The organism is Pelagibacterium halotolerans (genome assembly GCF_044811015.1).
GTDB lineage: Bacteria > Pseudomonadota > Alphaproteobacteria > Rhizobiales > Devosiaceae > Pelagibacterium > Pelagibacterium halotolerans_A.
Genome location: NZ_CP085243.1, coordinates 1,218,214 through 1,241,651, shown reverse-complemented (window position 1 = coordinate 1,241,651; position 23,438 = coordinate 1,218,214). Strand labels below are relative to the sequence as shown.

General features: G+C 63.3%; 16 protein-coding genes. 13 read left to right on the top strand and 3 right to left on the bottom strand.

Going from position 1 to position 23,438, the window contains the following annotated elements:
- Positions 1-2 precede the first annotated feature (2 nt).
- The 9 genes from ccmI (at position 3) to LG281_RS06015 (ending at position 12,044) form a co-directional block, all read left to right on the top strand.
- Positions 3-1,082 (top strand): c-type cytochrome biogenesis protein CcmI, encoded by a 1,080-nt coding sequence (gene ccmI, locus LG281_RS06055; RefSeq protein ID WP_404405358.1) that lies wholly within the window; start codon positions 3-5, stop codon positions 1,080-1,082.
- A 6-nt stretch (positions 1,083-1,088) separates the two neighbouring features.
- Positions 1,089-1,520, top strand: coding sequence for a cytochrome c maturation protein CcmE (gene ccmE, locus LG281_RS06050; RefSeq protein WP_404406642.1), 432 nt, complete (start codon positions 1,089-1,091; stop codon positions 1,518-1,520).
- A gap of 9 nt (positions 1,521-1,529) precedes the next feature.
- Positions 1,530-3,503 (top strand): heme lyase CcmF/NrfE family subunit, encoded by a 1,974-nt coding sequence (locus LG281_RS06045; protein WP_404405356.1) that lies wholly within the window; start codon positions 1,530-1,532, stop codon positions 3,501-3,503.
- Positions 3,500-3,964 (top strand): cytochrome c-type biogenesis protein, encoded by a 465-nt coding sequence (locus LG281_RS06040; protein ID WP_404405354.1) that lies wholly within the window; start codon positions 3,500-3,502, stop codon positions 3,962-3,964. The genes LG281_RS06045 and LG281_RS06040 overlap by 4 nt, the downstream gene beginning before the upstream one ends.
- An 88-nt stretch (positions 3,965-4,052) precedes the next feature.
- The gene (locus tag LG281_RS06035) at positions 4,053-4,811 is read left to right on the top strand and encodes a sulfite exporter TauE/SafE family protein (protein WP_404405352.1); all 759 of its coding nucleotides are present in this window, start codon (positions 4,053-4,055) and stop codon (positions 4,809-4,811) included.
- Positions 4,812-5,152: 341 nt separating this feature from the next.
- The gene (locus LG281_RS06030; RefSeq protein ID WP_404405350.1) at positions 5,153-6,670 is read left to right on the top strand and encodes a Do family serine endopeptidase; all 1,518 of its coding nucleotides are present in this window, start codon (positions 5,153-5,155) and stop codon (positions 6,668-6,670) included.
- A gap of 98 nt (positions 6,671-6,768) precedes the next feature.
- Complete coding sequence (locus tag LG281_RS06025) at positions 6,769-7,440, top strand: winged helix-turn-helix domain-containing protein (RefSeq protein WP_404405348.1); 672 nt, start codon at positions 6,769-6,771, stop codon at positions 7,438-7,440.
- 260 nt (positions 7,441-7,700) lie between these two features.
- Positions 7,701-9,119 (top strand): ATP-binding protein, encoded by a 1,419-nt coding sequence (locus LG281_RS06020; RefSeq protein ID WP_404405345.1) that lies wholly within the window; start codon positions 7,701-7,703, stop codon positions 9,117-9,119.
- Between the two features lie 24 nt (positions 9,120-9,143).
- Positions 9,144-12,044 carry a bifunctional [glutamine synthetase] adenylyltransferase/[glutamine synthetase]-adenylyl-L-tyrosine phosphorylase gene (locus tag LG281_RS06015; RefSeq protein WP_404405343.1) on the top strand — a complete coding sequence of 967 codons (2,901 nt, stop codon included), beginning with the start codon at positions 9,144-9,146 and terminating at the stop codon, positions 12,042-12,044.
- Here the strand turns inward: LG281_RS06015 and LG281_RS06010 are convergent.
- The gene (locus tag LG281_RS06010; protein ID WP_404405341.1) at positions 12,041-13,480 is read right to left on the bottom strand and encodes a sensor histidine kinase; all 1,440 of its coding nucleotides are present in this window, start codon (positions 13,478-13,480) and stop codon (positions 12,041-12,043) included. The genes LG281_RS06015 and LG281_RS06010 overlap by 4 nt on opposite strands.
- 438 nt (positions 13,481-13,918) lie before the next feature.
- On the opposite strand from LG281_RS06010, the gene LG281_RS06005 reads away from it, so the two are divergent.
- Both LG281_RS06005 and LG281_RS06000 read left to right on the top strand, forming a co-directional pair.
- Positions 13,919-15,790 (top strand): ABC transporter ATP-binding protein, encoded by a 1,872-nt coding sequence (locus LG281_RS06005; protein ID WP_404405339.1) that lies wholly within the window; start codon positions 13,919-13,921, stop codon positions 15,788-15,790.
- 88 nt (positions 15,791-15,878) lie between these two features.
- Complete coding sequence (locus LG281_RS06000; RefSeq protein WP_404405337.1) at positions 15,879-17,771, top strand: ABC transporter ATP-binding protein; 1,893 nt, start codon at positions 15,879-15,881, stop codon at positions 17,769-17,771.
- 27 nt (positions 17,772-17,798) lie between these two features.
- On the opposite strand, the gene LG281_RS05995 is transcribed toward LG281_RS06000, so the two are convergent.
- Positions 17,799-18,281 carry a methyltransferase family protein gene (locus LG281_RS05995; protein WP_404405335.1) on the bottom strand — a complete coding sequence of 161 codons (483 nt, stop codon included), beginning with the start codon at positions 18,279-18,281 and terminating at the stop codon, positions 17,799-17,801.
- 153 nt (positions 18,282-18,434) lie between these two features.
- Here LG281_RS05995 and LG281_RS05990 point away from each other — a divergent pair, with 153 nt between their 5' ends.
- On the top strand, positions 18,435-20,915 hold the full coding sequence (locus tag LG281_RS05990) for a glycosyl hydrolase 2 galactose-binding domain-containing protein (RefSeq protein ID WP_404405333.1): 2,481 nt from the start codon (positions 18,435-18,437) through the stop codon (positions 20,913-20,915).
- 197 nt (positions 20,916-21,112) lie between these two features.
- Here LG281_RS05990 and LG281_RS05985 read toward each other — a convergent pair whose 3' ends face one another.
- A complete protein-coding gene (locus LG281_RS05985) occupies positions 21,113-22,066 on the bottom strand; it encodes an IS5 family transposase (RefSeq protein WP_404400976.1) in 954 nt (317 codons plus the stop codon).
- A 338-nt stretch (positions 22,067-22,404) separates the two neighbouring features.
- Between LG281_RS05985 and LG281_RS05980 the strand changes: the two genes are divergently transcribed.
- On the top strand, positions 22,405-23,376 hold the full coding sequence (locus tag LG281_RS05980; RefSeq protein ID WP_404400978.1) for an IS110 family transposase: 972 nt from the start codon (positions 22,405-22,407) through the stop codon (positions 23,374-23,376).
- The last annotated feature ends 62 nt before the right edge of the window (positions 23,377-23,438 follow it).

Here is a 23,438-nt window from a genome sequence, read left to right as displayed (position 1 = left end):
TCTTGCTCTGGATAACCGCCCTTTTACTGGCCATCGTCGTTTGCGGCGCTCTCTTTTGGGTGACGCGCCGGAAAGGCGTGGGTGTGGACGGCGATGCCGCCGCGACCGCGTTCTATCGCAGCCAGCTTGCCGGGATTGACGAAGACGCGGAAGCGGGACGGCTTTCGCCGGAGGAGGCAACGGCCGCCAAGGCCGAACTCGCACGCGAGTTCATGCGGCACGAGCAGGAGGCAACAGCCAAGGCAGCCGCTGGACCGGGACCGGTCGTGATCGGAGGCGTGCTGGCCAGTGTGCTGGCCGCCAGCTTCGGATTGTATCTCGCCATCGGGCGCGCCGATCTGCCGGCCCAGCCGCTCGCAGAACGGGAAATCGCGACGAACACCGATATAACGCTCGAAGAGGCGGTGGCCCGGGTCGAAGCCCAGATGGTGGAAACGCCCAACGACGTGCGTGGGTGGCTCGCCCTTGCGCCGATCTATATGCAATCGGGCCGCTATACCGAGGCGGTCAACGCCTATCGGCGTGTGATTGATCTCGACGGTGCGACGGCGGATCGGGAGACCGATCTCGCCGAAGCCATGATCATGGTCAACGAAGGCGCCATGACGCCCGAGGCCATGACGCTTTTGCGCAGTGCGGCTGAAAGGGACCCGGAACACGTCCGTTCGCGCTTTTATATCGCCGGAGAGCTGACCCGCAGCGGTGACTATGCCTCCGCAATTCCTGCATGGGAGTACCTGCTTTCGCTCGGCACCGGCGAGGAGCCGTGGATCGCGACGGCGCGGGCGGGGCTGGATGCGGCCCTGGCCGGGCAAAGGGTGGGCGAATTGAACGAACCGGTCCCCGACGCCACGACGGACATCATGATCCGGGGTATGGTGGAAGGCCTCGCCGCACGACTTTATGATGAGGGCGGGAGCGCAGAGGAATGGATGCAGCTCGTCCGCTCGCGTAATGTTCTCGACGGTGCCGAAGCTGCCCGCGACGACCTCGAACGCGGGCTCGCGGCACTCGAAGGCGAAGACCGGCTGGCGCTCCAAGCGCTCGCTGAGGAACTCGGTTTGATGACGGAGCAGCAATAGGTGGCCTTGACCCGCAAGCAGAAGCGTTTGAGCATTATCGCCGGACTGGGTGTTGTCCTTGCTATTGCCGCCGGGTTGATCCTGATGGCACTGCGCGACCAGATCGTCTTTTTCTACTCGCCCAGCGAAATCATGGAAAAAGGCGTCGCACCGGGCGAGGCGATCCGCATAGGCGGACTGGTTGTCGATGGGAGCTGGGTGCGGGACGGTGAGAACAACACCTTCGTCGTGACCGACGGAGCGACCGAAATGACCGCGCACTATGTCGGCATCTTGCCCGATTTGTTCCGCGAGGGGCAGGGGGTTGTTGCCGAAGGGAGCGTGCGGGCCGACGGGACGTTCGAAGCAACCAATGTGCTCGCCAAGCACGACGAAAATTACCTGCCCCGCGAGGTCGCCGGCACGTTGCGCGACCAAGGCGTCTGGCAGGGAGAATAGGAGCAGCGCGTGCTCATAGAGCTCGGCCATTTCGCACTCGTTCTTGCTTGCGTTCTCGCGATCGCGCAGGCCGGGTTCGGCTTTGTCTTCTGGCGCGCGTCGGGGACGGCGACGCGCTTCGTCCAGCAGGCGGCGATCCTGCAATTCCTGCTTGTGGGGCTTGCTTTCGCAGCGCTCACGCAGGCGTTCGTGAGCTCGGACTTTTCGGTCCGGCTCGTCGTCGAGCATTCCCATTCCCTGCAGCCGCTCATCTACAAGGTCACCAGCGTCTGGGGGAACCACGAGGGCTCGATGCTGCTCTTCGTGCTGATCCTCGTGCTTTTCGGCGCCGCGGTGGCCGCGTTCGGGCGCAACCTGCCGCGCGATCTTCTGACACTGGTGCTATCGTGCCAGGGCCTGCTGGTCGGTGCATTTTCAGCCTTCGTGCTCTTTACCTCCAACCCCTTCTGGAGGCTCGATCCCGCACCGATGGACGGCGCGGAGCTCAACCCGATCCTGCAGGACCTCGGCCTCGCCATCCATCCGCCGCTGCTCTATCTCGGCTATGTCGGCTTTTCGATCTGCTTCTCCTTCGCCGCCGCCGCGCTCATTTCGGGGCGGATCGATGCGGCGTGGGCGCGCTGGGTGCGGCCCTGGACGCTGGCGAGCTGGTCGTTTCTGACCCTCGGGATCGCGATGGGATCGTACTGGGCGTATTACGAACTCGGCTGGGGCGGCTGGTGGTTCTGGGACCCGGTGGAAAACGCAAGCTTCATGCCGTGGCTCGCGGGCACGGCGCTTCTGCACTCCGCGATCGTCATGGAAAAGCGCAATGCGCTCAAGATCTGGACGATCTTCCTCGCGACAATCACCTTTTCGCTTTCGCTTTTGGGCACATTCCTCGTGCGTTCGGGAATTCTCACTTCCGTACATACCTTCGCGTCCGACCCGACGCGCGGCACTGTGATTCTCGGTATGCTTGCGGTGTTTATCGGCGGCGCCTTCGCGCTTTTCGCCCTCAGGGCATCGTCCCTGCGCGCCGGCGGCCTCTTCGCGCCGGTCAGCCGGGAGGGGGCATTGATCCTCAACAATCTCTTCCTCTCGACGGCGACCGCCGGCGTGCTCGTTGGTACGCTCTACCCGCTCATCCTCGAAGCGCTGACCGGCGCGCGGATCACCGTCGGCGCCCCCTTCTTCGATCTCACCTTCGGCGCGCTGATGGTGCCGCTCCTCCTGATCATTCCATTCGGCCCCTTCCTTGCATGGAAACGGGCCGACCTCCTCGCCGTAGTCCAGCGGCTCGGCTTTGCCATTCTCGCGGCCATTATCGTCTCGATCATAGTCTTTGCGCTGATGGGCTTCCCGATGTCGCTCGCGCCCTTCGGGCTCGCGATCGGGTTCTGGATCATGATCGGCGCGCTGGCCGAACTCGCGGACCGTGCCGCGCTGGGCCGGCGCAGCCTTGCCGAAAGCTGGCAGCGCCTCAGAGGCTTGCCGCGTTCGGTCTATTCGACCGCCATCGCGCATTTCGGCGTTGGCGTGACCGTGATTGGAATCGTCTGCGCGACGGCATTCGAGACGGAGGTCATCACCTCGATGGAGCCGGGCGAAACGGTTGATGTCGCGGGCTATGCGGTGACCTATGAGGGTGAAAGCCAGATCGCGGGCCAGAATTTCTCGGCGGACAGGGGCATTTTTGCCGTGGCATCGCCTTGGGGGACAACACATCAGATCATGGCTGAGCGCCGCGTCTATCTGGTGAGCCGCATGCCGACGACCGAAGCGGGCATCGATACCTACGGGTTCTCCCAGCTCTATATCCAGTTCGGCGAGCGTATGGGCGAAACAGGCCGCGTCGTCCGGCTCTGGCACAAACCGCTCGTGACGTTGATCTGGCTTGGAGCCGTGATCATGGCCGGCGCGGGCGTGCTCTCGCTGACCGACCGCCGCGTACGCGTCGGCGCCCCCAAGGCCTCCCGCAAAAACGCCGAGGCGGCGCGATGACCCGCTGGCTCAAGGCTCTGCTGATCGCTTTTCTCCTCGCGTGGCCGGGGATTGCGCTTGCCGTTCAGCCCGACGAAGTGCTCGACGATCCCGTGCTCGAGGAGCGCGCCCGGTCGATCTCGGGCAATCTGCGGTGCCTCGTCTGTCAGAACCAGTCGATCGACGATTCCGACGCCGAACTGGCGCGCGACCTGCGCATCCTTGTCCGCGAGCGTCTCGTTGCCGGAGACAGCGACCAGGAGGTCTACGATTACGTGGTCGCACGGTACGGCGAATTCGTGCTTCTGAGGCCGGTCATAGGGCTCCACACGATCCTCTTGTGGGTCGCGGCGCCTGCGCTGCTCATGATCGGACTTGTCGCCGTCCTCATCGGCGCGATGCGCAGGCGACGGGTGCAGACGGGAACAAGCCAGCTTTCCCCCGAAGAGCAGAAAGCACTTGATCGCCTGTCCAAGTCATAGCGACACGCGTCACCCGCCATCGCCGTCCGGCAATTGCCTTTTGCGCCATCCGGCCGCACACCCTGTCTGGAAAAGGACCGGGTGACCAATGGCTTTCGACACTTTCGCATTCCTGCCCGATGGGCTGGCGCTTGGCGCGGCGATTGTGCTCATTGCTCTGAGTTTCTTCACCTCGGCGCTGACCGCGGCCTTCGGATTGGGCGGCGGCATGGCGATGCTCGCGGCGTTGGGGCTCGTCATGCCTCCGGCGATCCTGGTGCCCGTTCACGGCGCGATCCAGCTGGGCTCGAACGCGGGCCGCGCCATGGTTCAGCGCCGGCACATCCAATGGCACACAGTGCTCTGGTTCGCCCTCGGCGCCATCCCCGGCGCGATGGTTGGCGGAGGTTTTGCGGTCGCGCTACCGGAAACTCTGTTCCGGGTCCTGATCGCCGCTTTCATCCTCTACAGCCTCTGGGGACCGCAGCCCGACATCACTGGACGCGGGCCGTTGGCCAACCTCATGGCGGGTGTGCTCATTTCCGGATTGGGCATGATCACCGGCGTCTCCGGCCCGTTGGTTGCGAATTTCCTCAGGAAGATCGACGACCGCCGCCGCCTGATCGCAACCCACGCGACGATCATGACTTCGTCGAACCTTGCCAAGGTTGCCGTATTCTCGGCTTTGGGCTTCGCCTTTTCCACCTACCTTCCCCTCGTTCTCGCTATGATCGCCTCCGGATTCGCCGGAACGCTCCTCGGCAGCCGTCTGCTCGAGCACATGCCGGAAAAAGCCTTCCGCCTCGGTTTTCGGCTGGTATTGTCCCTTATGGCGATCGAAATGCTTCGTTCGGCGGTTTTCTGGTAGCCAGCGTCATTGAAAATGGCGGGTTCCCCCCTCCCGTCATCACCCGGCTTGTCCGGGTGATCCAGCGGCGCGCCGTCTGGCGCGCGGAAGACTCTTCATGACGCCGCGCTTGGCGCAGACGCTGATCTGGATCACCCGGACAAGCCGGATGATGACGGGGGGAGAGAGAAGCAAAGGCTAAACCGTCAAATCCTCCGCCCAAAGCCACGTTTTGGCCGTGTCCATTACGGAGATTTAATGTGAACGACACTCCGCGGAAAGGCGTTGGACACTATATCTCCATGCAAGGTCCGGAGGACGCCGGGCTTCATATCCGCCTCTAGAAAGGGACAAGACCAATTATGCGTTCATTGCTTCTAACGCCCAGCCGCAAGCTGATCGCGGCGTCCACGCTGGCGCTCGTTATCGCGGGCGGCGCTGTCGCGACCAATCTGTTCACCAGCCATCCGGCCAATGCGCAGATCGAAGTGCAGACCGGCGCGCCCAATCTCGGCTTTGCCGATCTCGTCGAGGCCGTGAGTCCCGCCGTCGTGGCGATCCAGGTCCGTGCCGAGGTGCCGAGCCAGGACATCATGCGCCGGGGCCCGGGCTTCCAGTTCGACTTCCCCGATCTGCCTGAAGACCATCCGTTGCGCCGGTTCTTCGACCAGTTCGAGGACGAATTCATGCCGCCCCGCGCGCCTAATGGCGAGGCGCCGCGCCGCTTCATGCAAGCCGTCGGATCGGGCTTTCTCATTTCCGAGGACGGCTACATCGTCACCAACAACCACGTCGTCGCGGATGCTTCCGAGGTGCTCGTGGTCCTGCAGGACGATACCGAGCTGGCGGCCGAAGTCGTCGGCACGGACCCGCGCACCGATCTTGCGCTGCTCAAGGTCCAGGACGAAAGCATCAACGACCTGCCCTACGTCGAATTCGCCGAAGACGAAGGCCGCGTGGGCGACTGGGTCGTTGCCGTCGGCAACCCCTTCGGCCTCGGCGGCACGGTGACGGCGGGCATCATCTCCGCGCGTGGCCGCGACATCAACGCCTCGGCCTATGACGACTTCATCCAGATCGATGCGCCGATCAACCGGGGCAATTCCGGCGGTCCGTCGTTCAACCTCAGCGGCAAGGTGGTCGGGGTCAACACCGCGATCTTCTCGCCCTCGGGCGGCAATGTCGGCATCGCCTTCGCGATCCCCGCCCATGTGGCGCAGAACGTCATCACGCAGCTGCGCGATACGGGGACGGTGACCCGCGGTTTCCTGGGCGTCTCGCTGCAGGACATTTCCGAGGACCTGGCCGCCGGCCTGGGGCTTGAAAGCACCGATGGCGCACTGGTGACCGAAACCATCGCGGACGCACCGGCGGGTGCCGCGGGTGTCGAATCCGGCGACGTGATCGTCTCGGTCAATGACCAGGACGTCGAGGATGGCCGTGAGCTCTCGCGGGTTATCTCCCAGATCGCGCCGGGCACCCCGGTTGAATTGGGTATCATTCGCAATGGCGAGCAGATCACGGTCAACGTGACACTCGACCGGCTGCCCGACGACCTCGGCGCCGCCCCGGCACCGTCTGAGCAAAGCCAGGAGGACGAAGCCGCGCCGACAAGCTCCAGCATCGGCATCGTGCTCGAGCCCAATCCTGATGGCGAAGGCCTCGTTGTCACGGATATCGAGCCCGACAGTCCCGCGGCGACCCGCGGTCTGGCACCCGGCGATGTAGTGCTCGAAGCGGATGGCGAAGCGCTCACCTCAATGAGTCAGTTCGAGGAAGTGCTTGCCGCGGTCCGCGAGAGCGGCCGTAAAGCGGTTCCGCTCAAGGTGGCCCGCGACGGCGTCGTGCGCTTCCTCGGCGTACCGTTCGCGAACGAGTAAACTTCGCTATAACCCGAAGCGAGGGTGGCGCCGGTCTGTCCGGGGCCGCCCTAACTGTAGCCGGGCTGGTTCGCCACAAGGGTTTGGGGGTCGGAACGATGAAGATTCTGCTGATTGAAGACGATAGGGAAGCTGCGTCATACCTCGTCCAGGCGCTGGACGAATGCGGCCATATCACCCACCACGCCGCCGACGGCGAAACCGGCTATGCGATGGCGTCGGGCATGGACTACGACGTTCTGATCGTCGACCGCATGCTGCCCCGCCGTGACGGGCTCTCGATCATTGAGTCCCTGCGTGCCGAAGACGACAAGACGCCCGCGCTGATCCTCTCAGCGCTCGGAGAGGTCGACGACCGGGTCAAGGGCCTCCGGGCCGGAGGCGACGACTATCTCGTCAAACCCTATGCGTTTTCGGAGCTTCTCGCCCGCATCGAAGTGCTGGCGCGGCGCTCGGCCCCGGCTGAGGCCGAAACCCAATACCAGGTGGCGGACCTGACGCTCGATCGCCTCTCGCGCCGCGTCGAGCGTGCCGGCGAGGTCGTATTGCTCCAGCCGCGCGAATTCCGCCTGCTCGAATACCTGATGAAAAATGCCGGACGTGTGGTGACGCGCACGATGCTTTTGGAAAACGTCTGGGATTATCACTTCGATCCCCAGACCAACGTGATCGACGTCCACATGTCGCGCCTGCGCGCGAAGGTGGACAAAGGCCATGACCACCAGCTTCTCCAGACCGTGCGCGGTGCGGGGTATATGATCCGTGACTGAGGCTAGCCCGCATTTCTCACACTCCTTGCGCCCTGCGTCGGATTTTGGCGAGACGGATACGGGTGCGGAGCGGGAAAGCGTATGTCTATACGGTTTTCCGCTTCGTGCCCGTAGGCGGCCGCCAAAATCCGACCCGAAGGGCCGGTCGAAAATGGCGACAGGGGGCGTCAGAGAGCTTGCACGATGTCCCGCATCGCACTGCGCTCTCTTCCTGCCCTCTCGCCATTTTGGACCGGCGCAGGGCACAAGGAGTGTGAGAAATGCGGGCTAAGCGGTCTTTCTCGCTCGGTAAGCTCTGGCGGACCACGACGGTTCGCCTGACGGCGATGTTCATCGCCATTTTTGTCGGCTTCGCGCTGATCTTGCTTTCGTTTCTTGCCTTTCAAACATCGGTGCAGATTCAGCGCCAGCAGAGCTATGCCATCGAACGGGAAGCCGGACAGCTCCGCCTGCTGGCCACGCGCAGCAACATCAATACGATGATTTTCGCCGTCCAGCGTCTCGCCGACCGGCCCGGTCCGGGCATCTACTATCTCGGCGACTCCACCGGCACGATGCTGGCCGGCAACGTAACGGATTTCCCGCCCGCAGTGCTCGCGGAGCAGGGGCGCTACGAGCTTACCTATGAGCGCGGGCTCGAGATCTACGGAGATCCGGACGACCGCGATCCCACCAAGGGGCGCGCCATCGTGGAATCGCTGGAACTCGACAACGGACTGCGCCTCGTCATCGGCCGCGATATCGGCGAGCGGCGCGATTTCACCGCGATCATCTTCTCGACCTATTTCTGGGGCGCCGTCGCCATCATCCTGCTTTCGGTGGTCGCCGGCGGGATCACCTCGCGCTACGTGCTGCGCCGGATCGACGGGATCACCGACACCTCGATGAAGATCATGTCCGGCAACCTCTCCGAACGCGTTCCCGTCACCGGCCGCAACGACGAGTTCGATGCCGTCGCCACCAGCCTCAACGCCATGCTCGACCGGATCGAACAGTTGATGGCAGGCATGAAGGAAGTGACCGACAACGTCGCCCACGACCTGAAGACCCCGCTCACCCGCCTGCGAAATCGTGCGGAGTCGGCCTTGCGCGAGGGTACGGACGCGCAAACCCAGCGCGCGGCACTCGAAACGACGATTGCCGAATCCGACCAGCTCATCCGCACGTTCAACGCGCTTCTGCTCATCGCCCGAGCCGAGGCCGGAACCCCGTCCGGGGCGCTGAGCGAGACCGATATTTCGGAGGTCGTCTCCGATGTCGCCGAGCTTTACGGCCCGGTTGCCGAGGACGCGGGGCTCACGCTCGAAGCCGATGTCGAGGCCGGTCTGACACTGACGGCAAACCGTGAACTCATTGGGCAAGCCCTTGTAAATCTTGTCGAAAACGCAATAAAGTATAGCGTGGAAGGTCAAGATGAGGGCGGGCGGATCACCATTGTCGCACGCCGCGAGCATGGGAGTATCGTCATTGAGGTTGCCGACACGGGGCCGGGTATTCCCGAGCCAGACCGCAAGCGTGTGTTCGAGCGGTTCGCGCGGCTCGAAGCCAGCCGCACGGAGCACGGCGCGGGGCTCGGGCTGGCGCTGGTTTCCGCAGTCGTGCGGCTCCACAAGGGCACGGTACACTTTGAGGACAACGCTCCCGGCGCCAAGGCAGTTATCGTTTTTCCCAACGCGTAAGGTGACAGCGGGAGGGCCGCTGTAATGGCGCTTCTCGACAGCCTCAAACCGCTTCCCGACGCCAAAGGCGCCGCTGAAGCTCTCGCGGCGCTTCTTGAGTCGGCCTCAGAGCCCGCGCGCGCAACGCTCGAACGGGCTGGGGCAACGCTCGGCCCAATTCTCGCCACCGCGCCCTATCTCAACGAACTCGCGACCCGGCATGGCGACTGGCTTGCCAGGGCATTGAACGAGGCTCCCGAAACGACATTTGAGAGGCTGCTTGCCGAAATGGCACGCGCCGGCCACGAAGCGGAAACCGAGGCGGAGGCCAGCAAATTTCTCCGGGTTGGCAAGGCGCACGGGGCGCTGCTTTCCGCGGTTGCCGAGCTGGGTGGCGTGTGGACCGCCAAGGAAACGACACGGGCGATGTCGGATATTGCCGATACCGCGCTCGAAGCGTGCCTCGATCTGATGATGCGCGAAGCGGCAAAACGGGGCGATCTGGCGCGGCCGGTGGACGAAGCCACGGCGGCCAATTCCGGCCTCGCGATCTTCGCGCTCGGCAAGCACGGCGGACAGGAACTCAACTATTCCTCCGACATCGACATCGTCGCCTTTTATGACCCGCAAAGCCCGGCGCTTCCCGCCGACGCGGATCATAACAAGATTTACGTGCGGATGATCCGGCATCTGGTCTCGATGATGCAAGACCGGACGGCGGATGGCTATGTCTTCCGGACAGACGTCCGTCTCCGCCCCGACCCGGGATCGACCCCTGTCGCGATCTCGGTCGACGCAGCGATGAGTTACTATGAGTCGCGCGGCCAGAACTGGGAGCGCGCCGCCTGGATCAAGGCGCGGCCCTGCGCCGGGGACAAAAAGGTCGGTGAGCGGTTCCTGAAGGAGCTTGCGCCGTTCATCTGGCGCAAACATCTCGACTTCGCCACCATCGCCGATATCCAGGCGATGAAGCGCCAGATCAACATTCACCGCAAGGTCGGTGGCGAGCGTGTTCTGGGGCATAATGTCAAGCTCGGGCGTGGCGGGATCCGCGAGATCGAGTTTTTCGTCCAGACCCAGCAACTGATTGCGGGCGGCCGCGATCCGGAATTGCGGGCGCGACCTACCGTTGAGGCGCTGGCCGCCCTCGTCGACGGCGGATGGATCAACGCCGAGACGGCGAAGGATCTGGAAGAGACCTACTGGTTCCTGCGCGCGGTCGAGAACCGGCTACAGATGTTGCGTGACGAACAGACCCATACGATGCCCGAGACCGAGGAGGGCGTTGCCGAGATCGCGTTGCTGATGGGATACGGCACACGCGAAGCGTTCGAAGATGCGTACCGCGCCGCGCTGGGGCGCGTGGTCAATTACTATTCGGAGCTCTTTACCGAAGGCGCCTCGTTGGCAGGAGAGATGGGTAACCTCGTTTTTACAGGCTCGGATGACGATCCGGGCACGCTCGAAACGCTCCAGGAACTGGGCTTCTCGGACCCCGCGGCAGTGTCCGCCACGATCCGCAAATGGCATTATGGCGGATACTCCGCCACGCGCGCGTCCAAGGCGCGCGAGCACCTGACCGAATTCATGCCCACACTGCTCAAGACCATCGCGGCTACGGGCAATGCCGACGCGGCCTTCGCGCGCTTCGATGATTTCCTCAAACGCCTGCCCGCCGGCGTTCAGATGTTCGCGTTGCTGCACAATCACGAAGTCCTCGCCCAACTTCTGATCGACTTCATGGCCTCCGCGCCGCGGCTCGCCGAGGCAGTAATCCATCGCGCACATGTCATGGACGGGCTTATTGATCCGTCCTTCGCCGGGGATATCGCGGAGTCCGAATCCCTCGTTGCGAGCGTCGATGCGTTTCTTGCCGATGCGCGTTCCTACGAAGACCTGATCGACAGGGCGCGGATCATCGGCCAGGAGCAGAAATTCCTGATCGCGGCCGGCCTCGTCGGCGGCGCACTCAGCGCCGAGCAGGCGGGGCGCCAGTTCACCGCGCTCGCCGAAACGCTGATGGGGCGGCTGTTCAACGCCGTGCGCCGGACCTTCGCCGAGCGCCACGGCGTAATCGAGGGCGCGCGCGTCGGGCTTCTGGCCTTCGGCAAGATGGCCAGCCGCGAAATGACGGCGACCTCTGACCTCGATTTCATTCTCCTCTACGATGTCCCCGAAGGCACCAAGGGCTCGGATGGCGAAAAACCGCTCGACCCGGCATCCTACTTCACCCGGCTCACGCAACGGCTTTTGGCTGCCATTACCTCCCCGACCGCCGAGGGCGTGCTCTATGACGCCGACATGCGTCTGCGCCCGTCGGGCAATGCGGGACCGCTGGCGACGAACCTCAAACGCTTCAAAAGCTACCAGCGCGAGGAAGCCTGGACGTGGGAGCATCTGGCGCTCACCCGTGCGCGTATGACGATCGCGGATGCCGGACTGGCCGAAACGGTCGATGAGGAGATCGCCGCGATCATGACGCTCGACCGCGACCCGGAAAAGACGGTGACCGACGTGCGCAACATGCGTGCATTGATGGCGCGCGAACGTCCTCCGCGCCACCCTTTCGATCTCAAGCTTCACGACGGTGGGCTGGTCGATCTCGAATTCATCGCCCAGACCGCGCAACTGATCAAAGGCCGGGAGCTCGACGTCCCACAAGCGCCGCCTGCCAAAGTCCTGATGCGCCTCGCCGAGACCGGCATCCTGCCCCAGGGCGAACGGCTCGCGGAAATCCACGGGGTTTATTCATCCGTCCTCGAACTGATGAGCGCGTGCCTCCTCGACCCGCTCAAGGATGAAGGCTGGACCGGCGCCTTCCGCGACCTCCTGGCCCGGCGCACCAACTATCCCTCCTTCGCATTGCTTGAGGCCGATATCGCGGCCATGCGCAAGGACGTCGCCGAAGCAGCGGAGGTGTTCTACGCGAGGATGCTGGAAGGCTAGGCGGCTTCCTGTGTGGACAGGGCATCGGTTCGGGCGTGAAGCGGCAGGCAGATCGCGACTGTCGTACCCACGCCCTCCATGGAGTCGATTGCGAAGCGTCCCCCGCTCAACTCCGCAATAGTCCGTGCCATTGCGATCCCCAATCCCGCGCCTTCATGCGTCCGCGCTGCGAAGGCGTCGGTGAGCGCAAACGGCTGGGAAAGCTGGCAGAGCAATTCCGGCGATATGCCGGAGCCAGTGTCTGTGAGCTCGATGACCACCCCGTCCTGGGCGGTCCACGCCGCCATGCGGATTTCACCGCCGCGCGGGGTATGCCGGATGGCATTGTCGATGAGATGGCCGACCATGAGGTCGAGATAGTGCCGGTCGCCGCGAATTTCGCCCTCCACACGTGCCGCCACCTGAAGCCGTATGCCGGCGCTCGCCGCCTTCTTGACGTAGCGCGCCCGTGTGTCGTTGAAGAAGCCGGAGAGAGCCACAGCTTCACATTCGAGCGCCTTGCAGCCGCTTTCGAGTTCGGCGAATTCGAGGATCGCGGCAAGCCGCTCAAGCAGCTTTTCGCCCGACGTTTTGATGTCCGCCAGATATGTGCGGTAATTGTCGTCGCCCAGAGGGCCGAAGGCTTCGAGGCGCATCAGGTCGGCAAAGCCGATGATGTGGTTGAGCGGCGTGCGGATGTCGTGGCTCAAATGCGCAAGGAATGCGCTCTTGGCGCGGCTTGCAGCTTCGGCGCGGATTTTCTCCTCGTGATACCGCTGCACGAGCTGGTGTTGCTTCTCCCGAACGGCGCGAAGCATACGGTCGGAAGCCCTGTGCTCGGTGATGTCGGTGACAATCGTAACGAAGCCGCCGCCGGGGCAGGGGCGTTCGTCGAGAGTAATGACGCTACCATCGGCACGCGTCAGTTCGACGAGGCGCCTGTGATCGGTCTCGATAAGCGGCCGCGTGGCAATCCTGCCGGTCATTGCGTGTGAGACGAGCATATAATCCGCACCGGGCACGGGAGTCGACTCCGCGATCCGCAGGAGCCGCGCGAAGGCTGCATTGGCGCAGATGAGCCGCCCGTCAGCCGTCCAACGGGCGAGCCCCTGCGGCATGACCTCGATCGCCGGCTCGAAAGCATTGGCAAGGGGTGCTACCGGTACGGCATCCGTCCTGCGCTGCGCTGTCATGAGGACGGCAAGCAGGCCCAGCGCCAGCGCAAAGCCCAGCTTCGGGGCAAGCGCGGCAACGAGCGCCGGGTGGGGTGTTGTGGCGATCGTGCGGTAGATTTCGTAGGCCATCAAAGCCGTGGCGGCTATGAACGCCAGGGCAAAGAGAGCAGTTCTGACGGTGATTTGCGGGCACTGACCGGAGACGGAAGCGCAGTCGATGGCGCGTGCCGGGGAACTTGAGAATCTCCCATCGCTGACGCCGGATCTGTCCGCCGAATTCATTGCCTCAACACCCGCACTGAAGGCAGTTGCCTCAAAATGTCCTGTATAGGTAAGACATTGAATCAACACGATGACTCTTGTCCAGAGGCAAAAATCGCCAACCGGCGCGCGGCAGAAAATTCGCGAGTCCGCAGAGTCACTTAAAGGTCGAGAAAAATTATTCTGCAGCCATCCCGATCATGTCTGCGTTACGTTTGTCTGCTCTTGTTCATGCTCGCAGCGATTCGTTGTCTAGACCTTGGGACAACGCACCGCGCTCTGCTGTATCCTGCCAGGCTTGCCGGTGGACGGCGGTATGAATGAGGCTTGACGGATTGCCGGACGGCAATTTATCAAGTACATACTTGTTAAATAAACCGGGACATCGATCCGCCCCGATGGCGTTCTCATGGGGAGGCGCGCAATGGGGCATTCCGGTTTCCGTTTGTGGTGACAGTTATGTTCCGTTGGTTTGAAAGCCGGCTCGAGCCGTATCCGCCCGAGCAGCCCGCGCAACCGCCGCGTGGCCTGTTAGCCTTTTGTCTGCACTATATGCAGGGCGCACGGCTCCCGCTCGCGACGATGGCCGTGCTCTCGGCCAGCATCGCGCTGGCCGAGGTGATGTTGTTTGCGTTTCTCGGCGATATCGTCGACTGGCTGGCTTCGGCGAACCGGGAAACCTTCCTGGCGGACGAGGGGCCTTTCCTTGTCTTGATGGCGGCGTTCGTCGTGATCGTCATCCCTGTGCTGGCCTTGTTCAGTGCACTTACCATCCATCAGACGCTGCTGGGCAATTTCCCCCAGCGTATCCGCTGGATGGCGCACCGCTATCTCATCCGGCAGTCGATGAGCTATTTCCAGGACGAATTCGCCGGCCGCATCGCGACAAAGGTGATGCAAACCTCGCTCGCGGTGCGCGAAACGGTGATGAAGCTGCTCGACGTGGTGAACTACGTCGTCATCTATTTCATTGGCGCCATCGTTCTCGTGGCGCTGACCGACTGGCGGCTCATGCTGCCTTTCCTCGTCTGGCTCGCGGCCTACGGAGCCGTGTTGTCGTACTTCATCCCCAGGCTCGGCAAGGTGTCGCAGCTTCAGGCGGACGCGCGCTCGATGATGACCGGGCGGATCGTCGACAGCTACACCAATATCGCGACCGTCAAGCTCTTTTCGCACTCGACGCGCGAGGAAACCTATGCGCGCGAGAGCATGGACGAGTTCCTTAAAACCGTACACCGGCAGATGCGCATGGTGACGATCCTCGACACCTCAATCACAACGCTCAACGCGCTCCTTCTCTTCTCCGTCGCAGCCCTCGGCATCTGGCTGTGGCTGGGTGGTGCGATGACCGCCGGCGCCATTGCTGTAGCCACCGGCCTCGTGATGCGCTTTCAGGGTATGAGCCACTGGATCATGTGGGAAATGTCGGCGCTTTTCGAAAATATCGGCACGGTGCGCGACGGGATCAATTCGATCTCGCTGCCCAGGATGGTGGGCGATGCGCCGGGGGCCAAGCCTTTGGGCCGCGTCAAGGGCCATATCGAATTTCGCGATGTCGCCTTTACCTACGATCGCAAAGGGCAGGAGCAGAGCCGCGTCATCGAAGGGCTGAACCTCGATATCCGCCCTGGCGAGAAGATTGGGCTCGTCGGCCGCTCGGGCGCCGGCAAATCGACAATCGTCAACCTGCTGCTGCGGTTCTATGACCGGCAGGCGGGCGAAATCCTCGTCGATGGCAACGATATCGCGACAGTCACCCAGGATTCGCTGCGCGCCAATATTGGCGTCGTGACCCAGGATACATCGCTGCTGCACCGCTCGGTCCGCGAGAATATCAAGTATGGCCGGCCCGACGCCTCCGATGAGGACATGATCGCCGCGGCAAAAAAGGCCGAGGCGCACGACTTCATCCTCGGGCTTGCGGACGCTAAAGGGCGCACCGGTTATGACGCGCATGTGGGCGAGCGCGGCGTGAAGCTTTCCGGCGGCCAGCGCCAGCGCATCGCGATTGCGCGCGTGCTCTTGAAGGACGCGCCGATCCTCGTGCTCGACGAGGCGACGTCCGCGCTCGACAGTGAGGTTGAAGCTGCGATCCAGAGCCAGTTCAATATGCTGATGGAAGGAAAGACCGTGATCGCCATCGCCCACCGGCTCTCGACGATCGCGGCGATGGACCGGCTCATTATCCTCGATGAAGGCAAGGTCGTCGAAGAAGGTACGCATGCCGAACTCGTCGAGACCGGTGGCACCTATGCCCGGCTTTGGGCGCGGCAGTCCGGCGGCTTCATCGACGTGGACGGAGCCGAAGAGGGCGGCGTAGCGGCGCAATAGCCCGTGGTGGCATCGCCGCCAGTGCCGCTATAGAACCGCATTCAAGATATATCTTGACTTATTCTTGAGTTCGCCGCACGGTGACGCCATGAGCAAGACAATCGCCAATCCGATCCTCTGGGTTTCGCACCTTTTCGAAACCTGGATCGACCCGTTCCGCCCCCAGGACGACATGCAGCCTCCCGAAACCGTCCGGGGTTTTCTCTGGCATTATCTGCAGCAGGCCAAATGGCCGTATCTGCTTGCGGCCATGCTGGCAGGCCTCACGGCGCTCTTTGAGGCGCTGTTCTTTTTCTACATGGGCCGCCTGATCGACCTGCTCGAAACGAGCAATGCCGCCGCCGGGTGGACCGGGCTCGTCGCCGGCCACGGCACCGAATTGCTTGTCATGCTCGGCGTCGTGATCGTCGGGCGCTTCCTTGCGCCCGCGATCCAGTCACTCGTCGAAGAGCAGACGATCGGGCGCGGGTTCACGACGCTCGTGCGCTGGCAGGCTTATCTCTACGTCTCGCGCCAGTCGATGCGGTTCTTCAACGACGACTTCGCCGGCCGGCTGGTGACAAAGGTTTCCCAGGCCTCCCAATCGCTTAACGATTTTATCGCCAGCGTCGTTCAGGTCGCCTGGGCTCTGACGATCTTTGCGGGAACCACGCTCTTTCTCTTCGCCCAGCTCGATCTGCGCATGGCGGGCCTCATCGTCGTCTGGATCGCGATCTTTTCAGTGCTCGCGTGGTATTTCGTCCCCCGCATGCGCGCCCGCGCTACCGAGAACGCCGAAAACGCCTCGATGCTCAACGGGCGCATCACCGACAGCTTCGCCAACATCCAGACGCTCCGCCTGTTCGGTAACGACGAGGACAACGACCAGTATGTCCGCAAGGGTTTCAAGCGTTTCCTCGATTCCGCAACCCGGCTGGGGCGGTTGATGACCGGCGTGCGCACGGCGATGGCCCTGCTGAGCACGGTGATGATCGTCGCCTTCGGCGTACTCTCGATCCAGCTCTGGACCGCCGGCGCCATCACAGTCGGCGCAGTGGCGTTCGCGCTGGCGCTGGTCCTGCGGCTCAACATGATGCAGGGCCGGATGATGGGGCAATTGAACGGCATGATGCGGCATTTCGGCATCGTCCAGAACGCCATGGAAACAATCGCCAAGCCACTCGAACTGGTCGACGTACCGGACGCCAAACCGCTCGCGGTCGGGAACGCTGCCGTCGATTTCGAAAACGTCCGTTTCCACTATGGCCGGGAGAAGGGTGTCATCGAGGGGCTGAGCATATCCATCGCCCCGGGCGAGAAGATCGGGCTCGTGGGGCGCTCGGGTGCGGGGAAATCGACCCTCGTCAACCTCTTGCTGCGCTTCTACGATCTCGAAAGCGGCCGTATCGCAATCGACGGGCAGGATATCTCCGAGGTCACTCAAGAGTCGCTGCGCGCCAATATCGGCGTCGTCAGCCAGGACACCGCGCTTCTGCACCGCTCAGTGCGCGACAACATCATGTTCGGCAAGGTTGGAGCATCCGAGGCCGAAATGATCGCGGCGGCAAAACGCGCCGAGGCGCACGAATTCATTATGGAACTCGAGGATCATCGTGGCCGTAAAGGCTATGACGCCCATGTCGGCGAGCGCGGGGTGAAGCTCTCGGGCGGACAGCGCCAGCGCATCGCGATTGCGCGCGTGCTTTTGAAGAACGCGCCCATCCTTGTGCTCGACGAGGCGACTTCCGCGCTCGACAGCGAGGTAGAAGCGGCGATCCAAAGTCAGCTCGAAGGACTGATGGAAGGCAAGACCGTCATCGCCATCGCCCACCGGCTCTCGACCATAGCGGCGATGGACCGGCTGGTGATCCTCGAGCGCGGCCATATCGTTGAAGAGGGGACGCACACCGAGCTCCTGGATCGTGGCGGCCACTACGCGCGGCTCTGGTCGCGTCAGTCGGGCGGGTTCCTCGATCTCGACGAGGAAGAAGCTGCCGAATGATCAGTGCCCGACTTTTGAATCGGGCTCTCAGATCCAGCGGCGCGTGTGCGTGAGATACCGCGCATAGGCATCGCCGAATTTGCGGCTGAGATAATCCTCCTCCTTCGCGATGACCAGCCGGTCAAGCGCCAGCCACAAAAACGGCAGGAGCAGGAAGCCCCATTCGAGTGCAAAGGTGAGGCAGAGGCCGGTATAGAAGGCGAGGAAACCCAGATAGATCGGGTTGCGCGTAAACCGATAAGGCCCGCTCGTGACCAGGCTCGTGGAGGGCTTGTAAGGCTCCACATTGGTGCCCGCGGCGCGGAAGGTGGTCACCGCCTGAATCGCGATCGCAATCCCGCCGACGATCAGGACGATCCCGAGCCAGAACTGCAGTTGTCCGATACCGGGTGCCGGAAAAATTGGCAAAGGGGCCAGCCATTCGAGCGCGATGGCCACGATGAGCGCAATCAGGGGAAAGAAAGGCGGCGGCATGATAAGACCCGGATTGTCGCGTTCGGCTTCGGCCATAGGCGTCTCCTTCGTTAGCAGGCCCCAACATGGGGCACGGACCGGCAAACTGCAACTTTCGCCTTTATCGCGTTCTGCAACTAAAGTAGAACCCACCACGTCGCATATGCCGGGCGGGAGATCCGGCACAGCTTTTCGTTCGGGGAGGATAGGATGGCGAATGCATCGCAAGCGGCCACGCGTGCCGCAATCGATTACAGGACGGTGCCGCTCGGTGGCGATTATGCGCTGTCCTCTCCCGCATTGGCCGGCAATCTCTCGATTGCGCTGCCGGGTGACGTGCACACCGCGTTGCTCGACGCGGGAAAAATTCCCGACCCCTATTTCGGCAACAACGAAGACACCGTCGCCTGGGTCTACGGTGCGCCCTGGTCGGTCGAGCGGACCTTCGAGGCCGATGCGGACCTGGCTGAAGGCTTCCTCACCCTGACGCTTTCTGAAGTCGATTGCATTGCCACCGTCTCGCTCAATGGCGAGGTGATTGGAGAAACGCAGAACCAGTTCATCCGCTATGATATCGACGTCACCGGCAAGGTGCGCGAGGGAACCAACACCCTCCGGATCGATTTCGCCGCCGTGCCCGAAATCGCCAAGGCCCGCGCCGACGCGCATCCGTTCCCGATCCCCTATGCCGCGATGAACCAGAAGGTCGCCCACCTCAATTTCGTGCGCAAAACCGCCTGCCACGCCGGCTGGGACTGGGGCATCTGCTTGATGCCCATCGGGGTCTATGGCCGCATGGACCTGCGCCGCTGCCCGCTAGCGCGCACCGATAGCGTGCAGGTCGATCAGGAGCACGCGGATAGCCGCGTGACGCTCTCGATCAAGACCCGCATCCATGCCTTTGCGGCGGGCGAGGTGAGCCTCACCCACACCGTCGACGGCCAGACCGTCGGCGGCACCGTGGCGGTCGCTCCCGGCGAGAACGTCTTTACCCATGCCGTCACCATCGCCGACCCGAAGCTGTGGTGGCCGGCGGGGCAGGGGGATCAGCCGCTTTACGACCTCGTCACCGATCTCGACGGGGAGACGACGACGCGGCGGATCGGGCTCAGGAAACTCGAATGGGTGGTCGAGAAAGACGAAATTGACCACTGCTTCAAATGCCGCATCAACGGCCGCGACATCGCCATGATGGGCGCCAACTGGATCCCCGCCGACGCCATCCCCTCGCGCATCACACCCGAAACCGTCGGCGATCTCCTGGAAAGCGCGGTGGCAGCGAACTACAACATGCTCCGCGTCTGGGGCGGTGGCCAGTACGAGCCGGATTATTTTTACGATCTCTGTGACGAGATGGGCCTGCTCATCTGGCACGATTTCATGTTCGCCTGCATGAGCTACCCGTCCGACCGCGCCTTCCTTGCGGACGTCCGCACCGAGATCACCCAGCAGGTCCGCCGCCTCTCGCACCACGCCTCGATCGCGCTCTGGTGCGGAGACAATGAAGTGATCGGCTCGCTCGGCTGGTTCCCCGAAACCAAGGCCGATCCCGAGCGCTACGTCGCCAACTACGACCGGCTCAATTCCATGCTCGGCGAGATCGTCGAGGACGAGGATCCCGCGCGCCGCTTCTGGCCGTCCTCACCCTCGCTCGGCTATCTCGATTTCTCCGACGGCTGGCACACCGACACGCGCGGCGACATACACTTCTGGGATGTCTGGCATTCCGCCAAGCCCTTCGAGCATTACCGCACGGTCAAGCCGCGCTTCGCCTCGGAATTCGGCTTCCAGTCCTTCACCTCGATGAACGTCATCGAAAGCTTCACCGAGCCCGGCGACCGCAACCCCTCTTCACCGGTGATGGAAACCCACCAGCGCAACGAGGGCGGCAATGCCCGCATCCTCGAAACCATGTGCCGCTATTTCCGCTTCCCCAAGGGGTTTGAGGAGATGGTGTTCCTCTCGCAGGTCCAGCAGGGGCTTGCGATCAAGACGGCCATCGAATTCTGGCGCTCGACTAAACCCCGTTGCATGGGCACGCTCTACTGGCAGTTGGGCGACAACTGGCCCGTGGCAAGCTGGTCGAGCCTCGATTATGGCGGACAGTGGAAGCTGCTCCATTACCTCGCCAGACGCTTTTACCTGCCGGTCAACGTCGTCGCCGTGCCCGAGGGCGACGAGATCGTCATCAAGGGCATCAATGACGGGCGCGGCCCTGCGGACATTACGCTCGACGTCATCCGTGCCGATATCAAAGGCGGCGAGAAGAGCCTGAAAAGACTCGACGTTTCGCTCGAACTTGAATCAGCGTCCGAACTCGCTCGCATTCCGCTTGAAGAGGTCGGCGAGGGCCAGTTCCTGTTCCTCGAATGGCGCGGCCACGACGGCACGCTCATCGGCCGGAACGATTTCTTCCCGCGCGCCTACAAATATTACGACCTGCCCGAGGCGGGCATTACCGCAAGCTGGAGCGACGGCGAGACCGGTCCCGTCCTGACGCTCGAAACCGATGCACCGGCCTTCTTCGTCACCGCGTCGGTCGATATTCCGGGCTATTTCTCTGACAACTGCCTGACCCTCTTGCCGGGCCGCCCGGTCCGGCTTAGCTTCACGCCGCGCATGGGCGAGGCCGTCGTTCGCACCACGCTCGAGGCGTCGCTCACCGTCCGCCATCTGGCGCAAACCTATTAAGGGATTTGGCGCCTTGAGACATCAATCGTGCACACCGAGCGGTCACACGCACTCTCCCCTTCTCCCCTTGAGGGCCTGTTGCGCAGTTTACGGGAAGGTTGATGCGGCAGGCGCAACGGCGACGGAGGCGGTTTTCGGTTTGCCTGATTGGGCGGTTTCGGCTGTTTTGTTGCGGTTTTGCCGGATGGCGGACGCAGCTATGGCGTGATCGCCGCCCAACGTCGCATGTTGAAGGCGATGGCGGCGAGGAGCACCTGGGCGGTTGCCTTGGCGAGACCGCGATAGCGAATGCGGGTCAAGCGCATGCGGTTCTTCCATGTGGCAAAAGTTGTTTCCACCGCCGCCCGGCGTCTTGCGACGAGGCGGTTGAAGCGCTTCAGCCTTGGTGACAGTTTGGGATGGTGCTTGTTGGGCCGTCTCGCCAGCCGTGCCTTGACGCCACGTGCCTTGAGCGCTGCTTCGCGGGCATGGGTGTGGTAGGCCGCATCCGCCCATACCGCCTTCTCGTCGCCGCGGATCAGCCGGTCGGCCGGCGTGGTGTCGTTGACATTGGCCGGTGTGGTGATCACTGCGCGCACCAGGCCGGAGCCCTCGTCGACGCCCACATGGGCCTTGTAGCCGTAGACCGAGCCGCCCTTGCCCTGGCGCTTGGCGAAGCGGGCATCCGCGTCGACGGCCGGGCGCCCGTCGCCTGGCCGCGCCGAGGCGGACGCGATCAGCGTCGCATCCAGCATCGTGCCGCGCTTCAGGATCAGCCCGGCCTTCTCCAACTGCCGGTCGAGTTCTCCGAAAAGCCGCTCCACATGCCCGCCGGCGGACAGTTCGTTGCGGAAACGGCACAGCACCGTGTGGTCGGGAACGCCTTCCTCCAGCGATAGGCCACAGAAGCGCCGGAACGACAGCCGGTCGCAAAGCGCCTCCTCCAGTTCCCGGTCGGAAAGCCCATAGAGCGATTGCAGGATTAGCGCCTTGAACAACACCAGCGGCGGCCAGGCCGCCCGGCCCGGTCCGCTGTCGCGCAAGGGCGCCAAAAACTTCTCGAACCGGTACCACTTCACCAGCCCCGAAAGCCGATCCAGCGCCGTCGACCCGGCCGTCGCGCCGACGACCCCGTCCGCAAACCCAAGCTGACCTGTCCGCTTCACCGCCATGACGATCTCCCAAATCAGATACAAGCAGTGAATCACAATTCGCAAATTGTGCAACAGGCCCCTTGAGGGAGAAGGTGGGCCTCGCGAAGCGAGGGTCGAATGAGGGGTGTGCGCGGCAGCAAAGCTCGGCTTTTGTGCTGTTCGCAACGCCGCAGGCACCCCTTGCATGTTGTTTTTGCCGCGTTTGTGAAACTGTTGCGGTGGCTCCCGGCGGATGGCCATCCGCCGGAAGCCGGACGAGCGGGACCGAGCACCCCTTGGATTTGGGATCCGCGGATGAGATGGGTCCGTTCGTCCTTCGCGCTGGTCCTGAACAGATGAATGGGAGCGAGTCCCGCATGCAAGGCAGGGAAATGCCCGAACCCAACGCGATACCGCCAGTGTATGTCGGTATTGACGTATGTAAAGACTGGCTGGACGTGTACCTGCATCCTTCCGGCCAAAGCCTGCGCGTGAGCAATGATCGCGTCGGGCACAAGCGGATCAAACGTGTTCTGAGCGGCCAGCCGGTGGCACGGGTCGTGATGGAGGCGACCGGAAAGTACCATCGTGCCGTACAGCGCAGCCTGCACGCCGCGGGCCTGCCCGTTTGTCTCGTCAATCCCCTGCGGGCCCGGCTGTTTGCCGAGGCGAGCGGCACGCTGGCCAAAACCGACGCGCTTGACGCCCGGATGGTGGCGCGGATGGGCGCCGCGCTCGATCCCGGCGTCACCGCGCCGTGTCCGATCGCTCTGGAGCATTTGCGCGAACTGGTGGGTGCGCGCACCGCGGCAACCGCCGAACACACCGCGCTCGTCAATCGGTTGTCCTGCACCACCACGGCGTTTCTGCGCACCGAGCTGCGCCGCCGCATCGCCAGTTGCCGCACCCATATATGCAGGCTCGACGCCGAAATCGAGGCGCGGATCGCCGCCGATGAGGTCCTGGCACACAAACGGGCCATCCTCCTCTCGATCCCCGGCATCGGGCCGGTCGTCGCAACCGCCCTGCTGACCGGCATGGATGAACTCGGCACGTGTTCGGCCAAGCAGGCCGCCAGCCTTGCAGGGCTCGCTCCGCTCGCACGCGACAGTGGCGCAGCCCAAGCTCCGCGCTTCATTCGCGGCGGGCGCCGGCATGTGCGAAACGCGCTCTACATGGCCGCCCTCTCCGCCAGCCGCCACGCACCCGGCCTCGCCATCTTCGCCAAACGCCTCAAGGCAGCCGGAAAACGGCCCAAGGTCGTCCTCGTCGCAGTCATGCGAAAACTCATCGTGCTCGCAAATACCCTGATCGCCCAAAACCGGAAATGGCACCCAATCGCGCCTTGACACAAAACACAGATGCTCATCCGACCGCTTCGCGGCCACCTTCTCCCTCAAGGGGAGAAGGG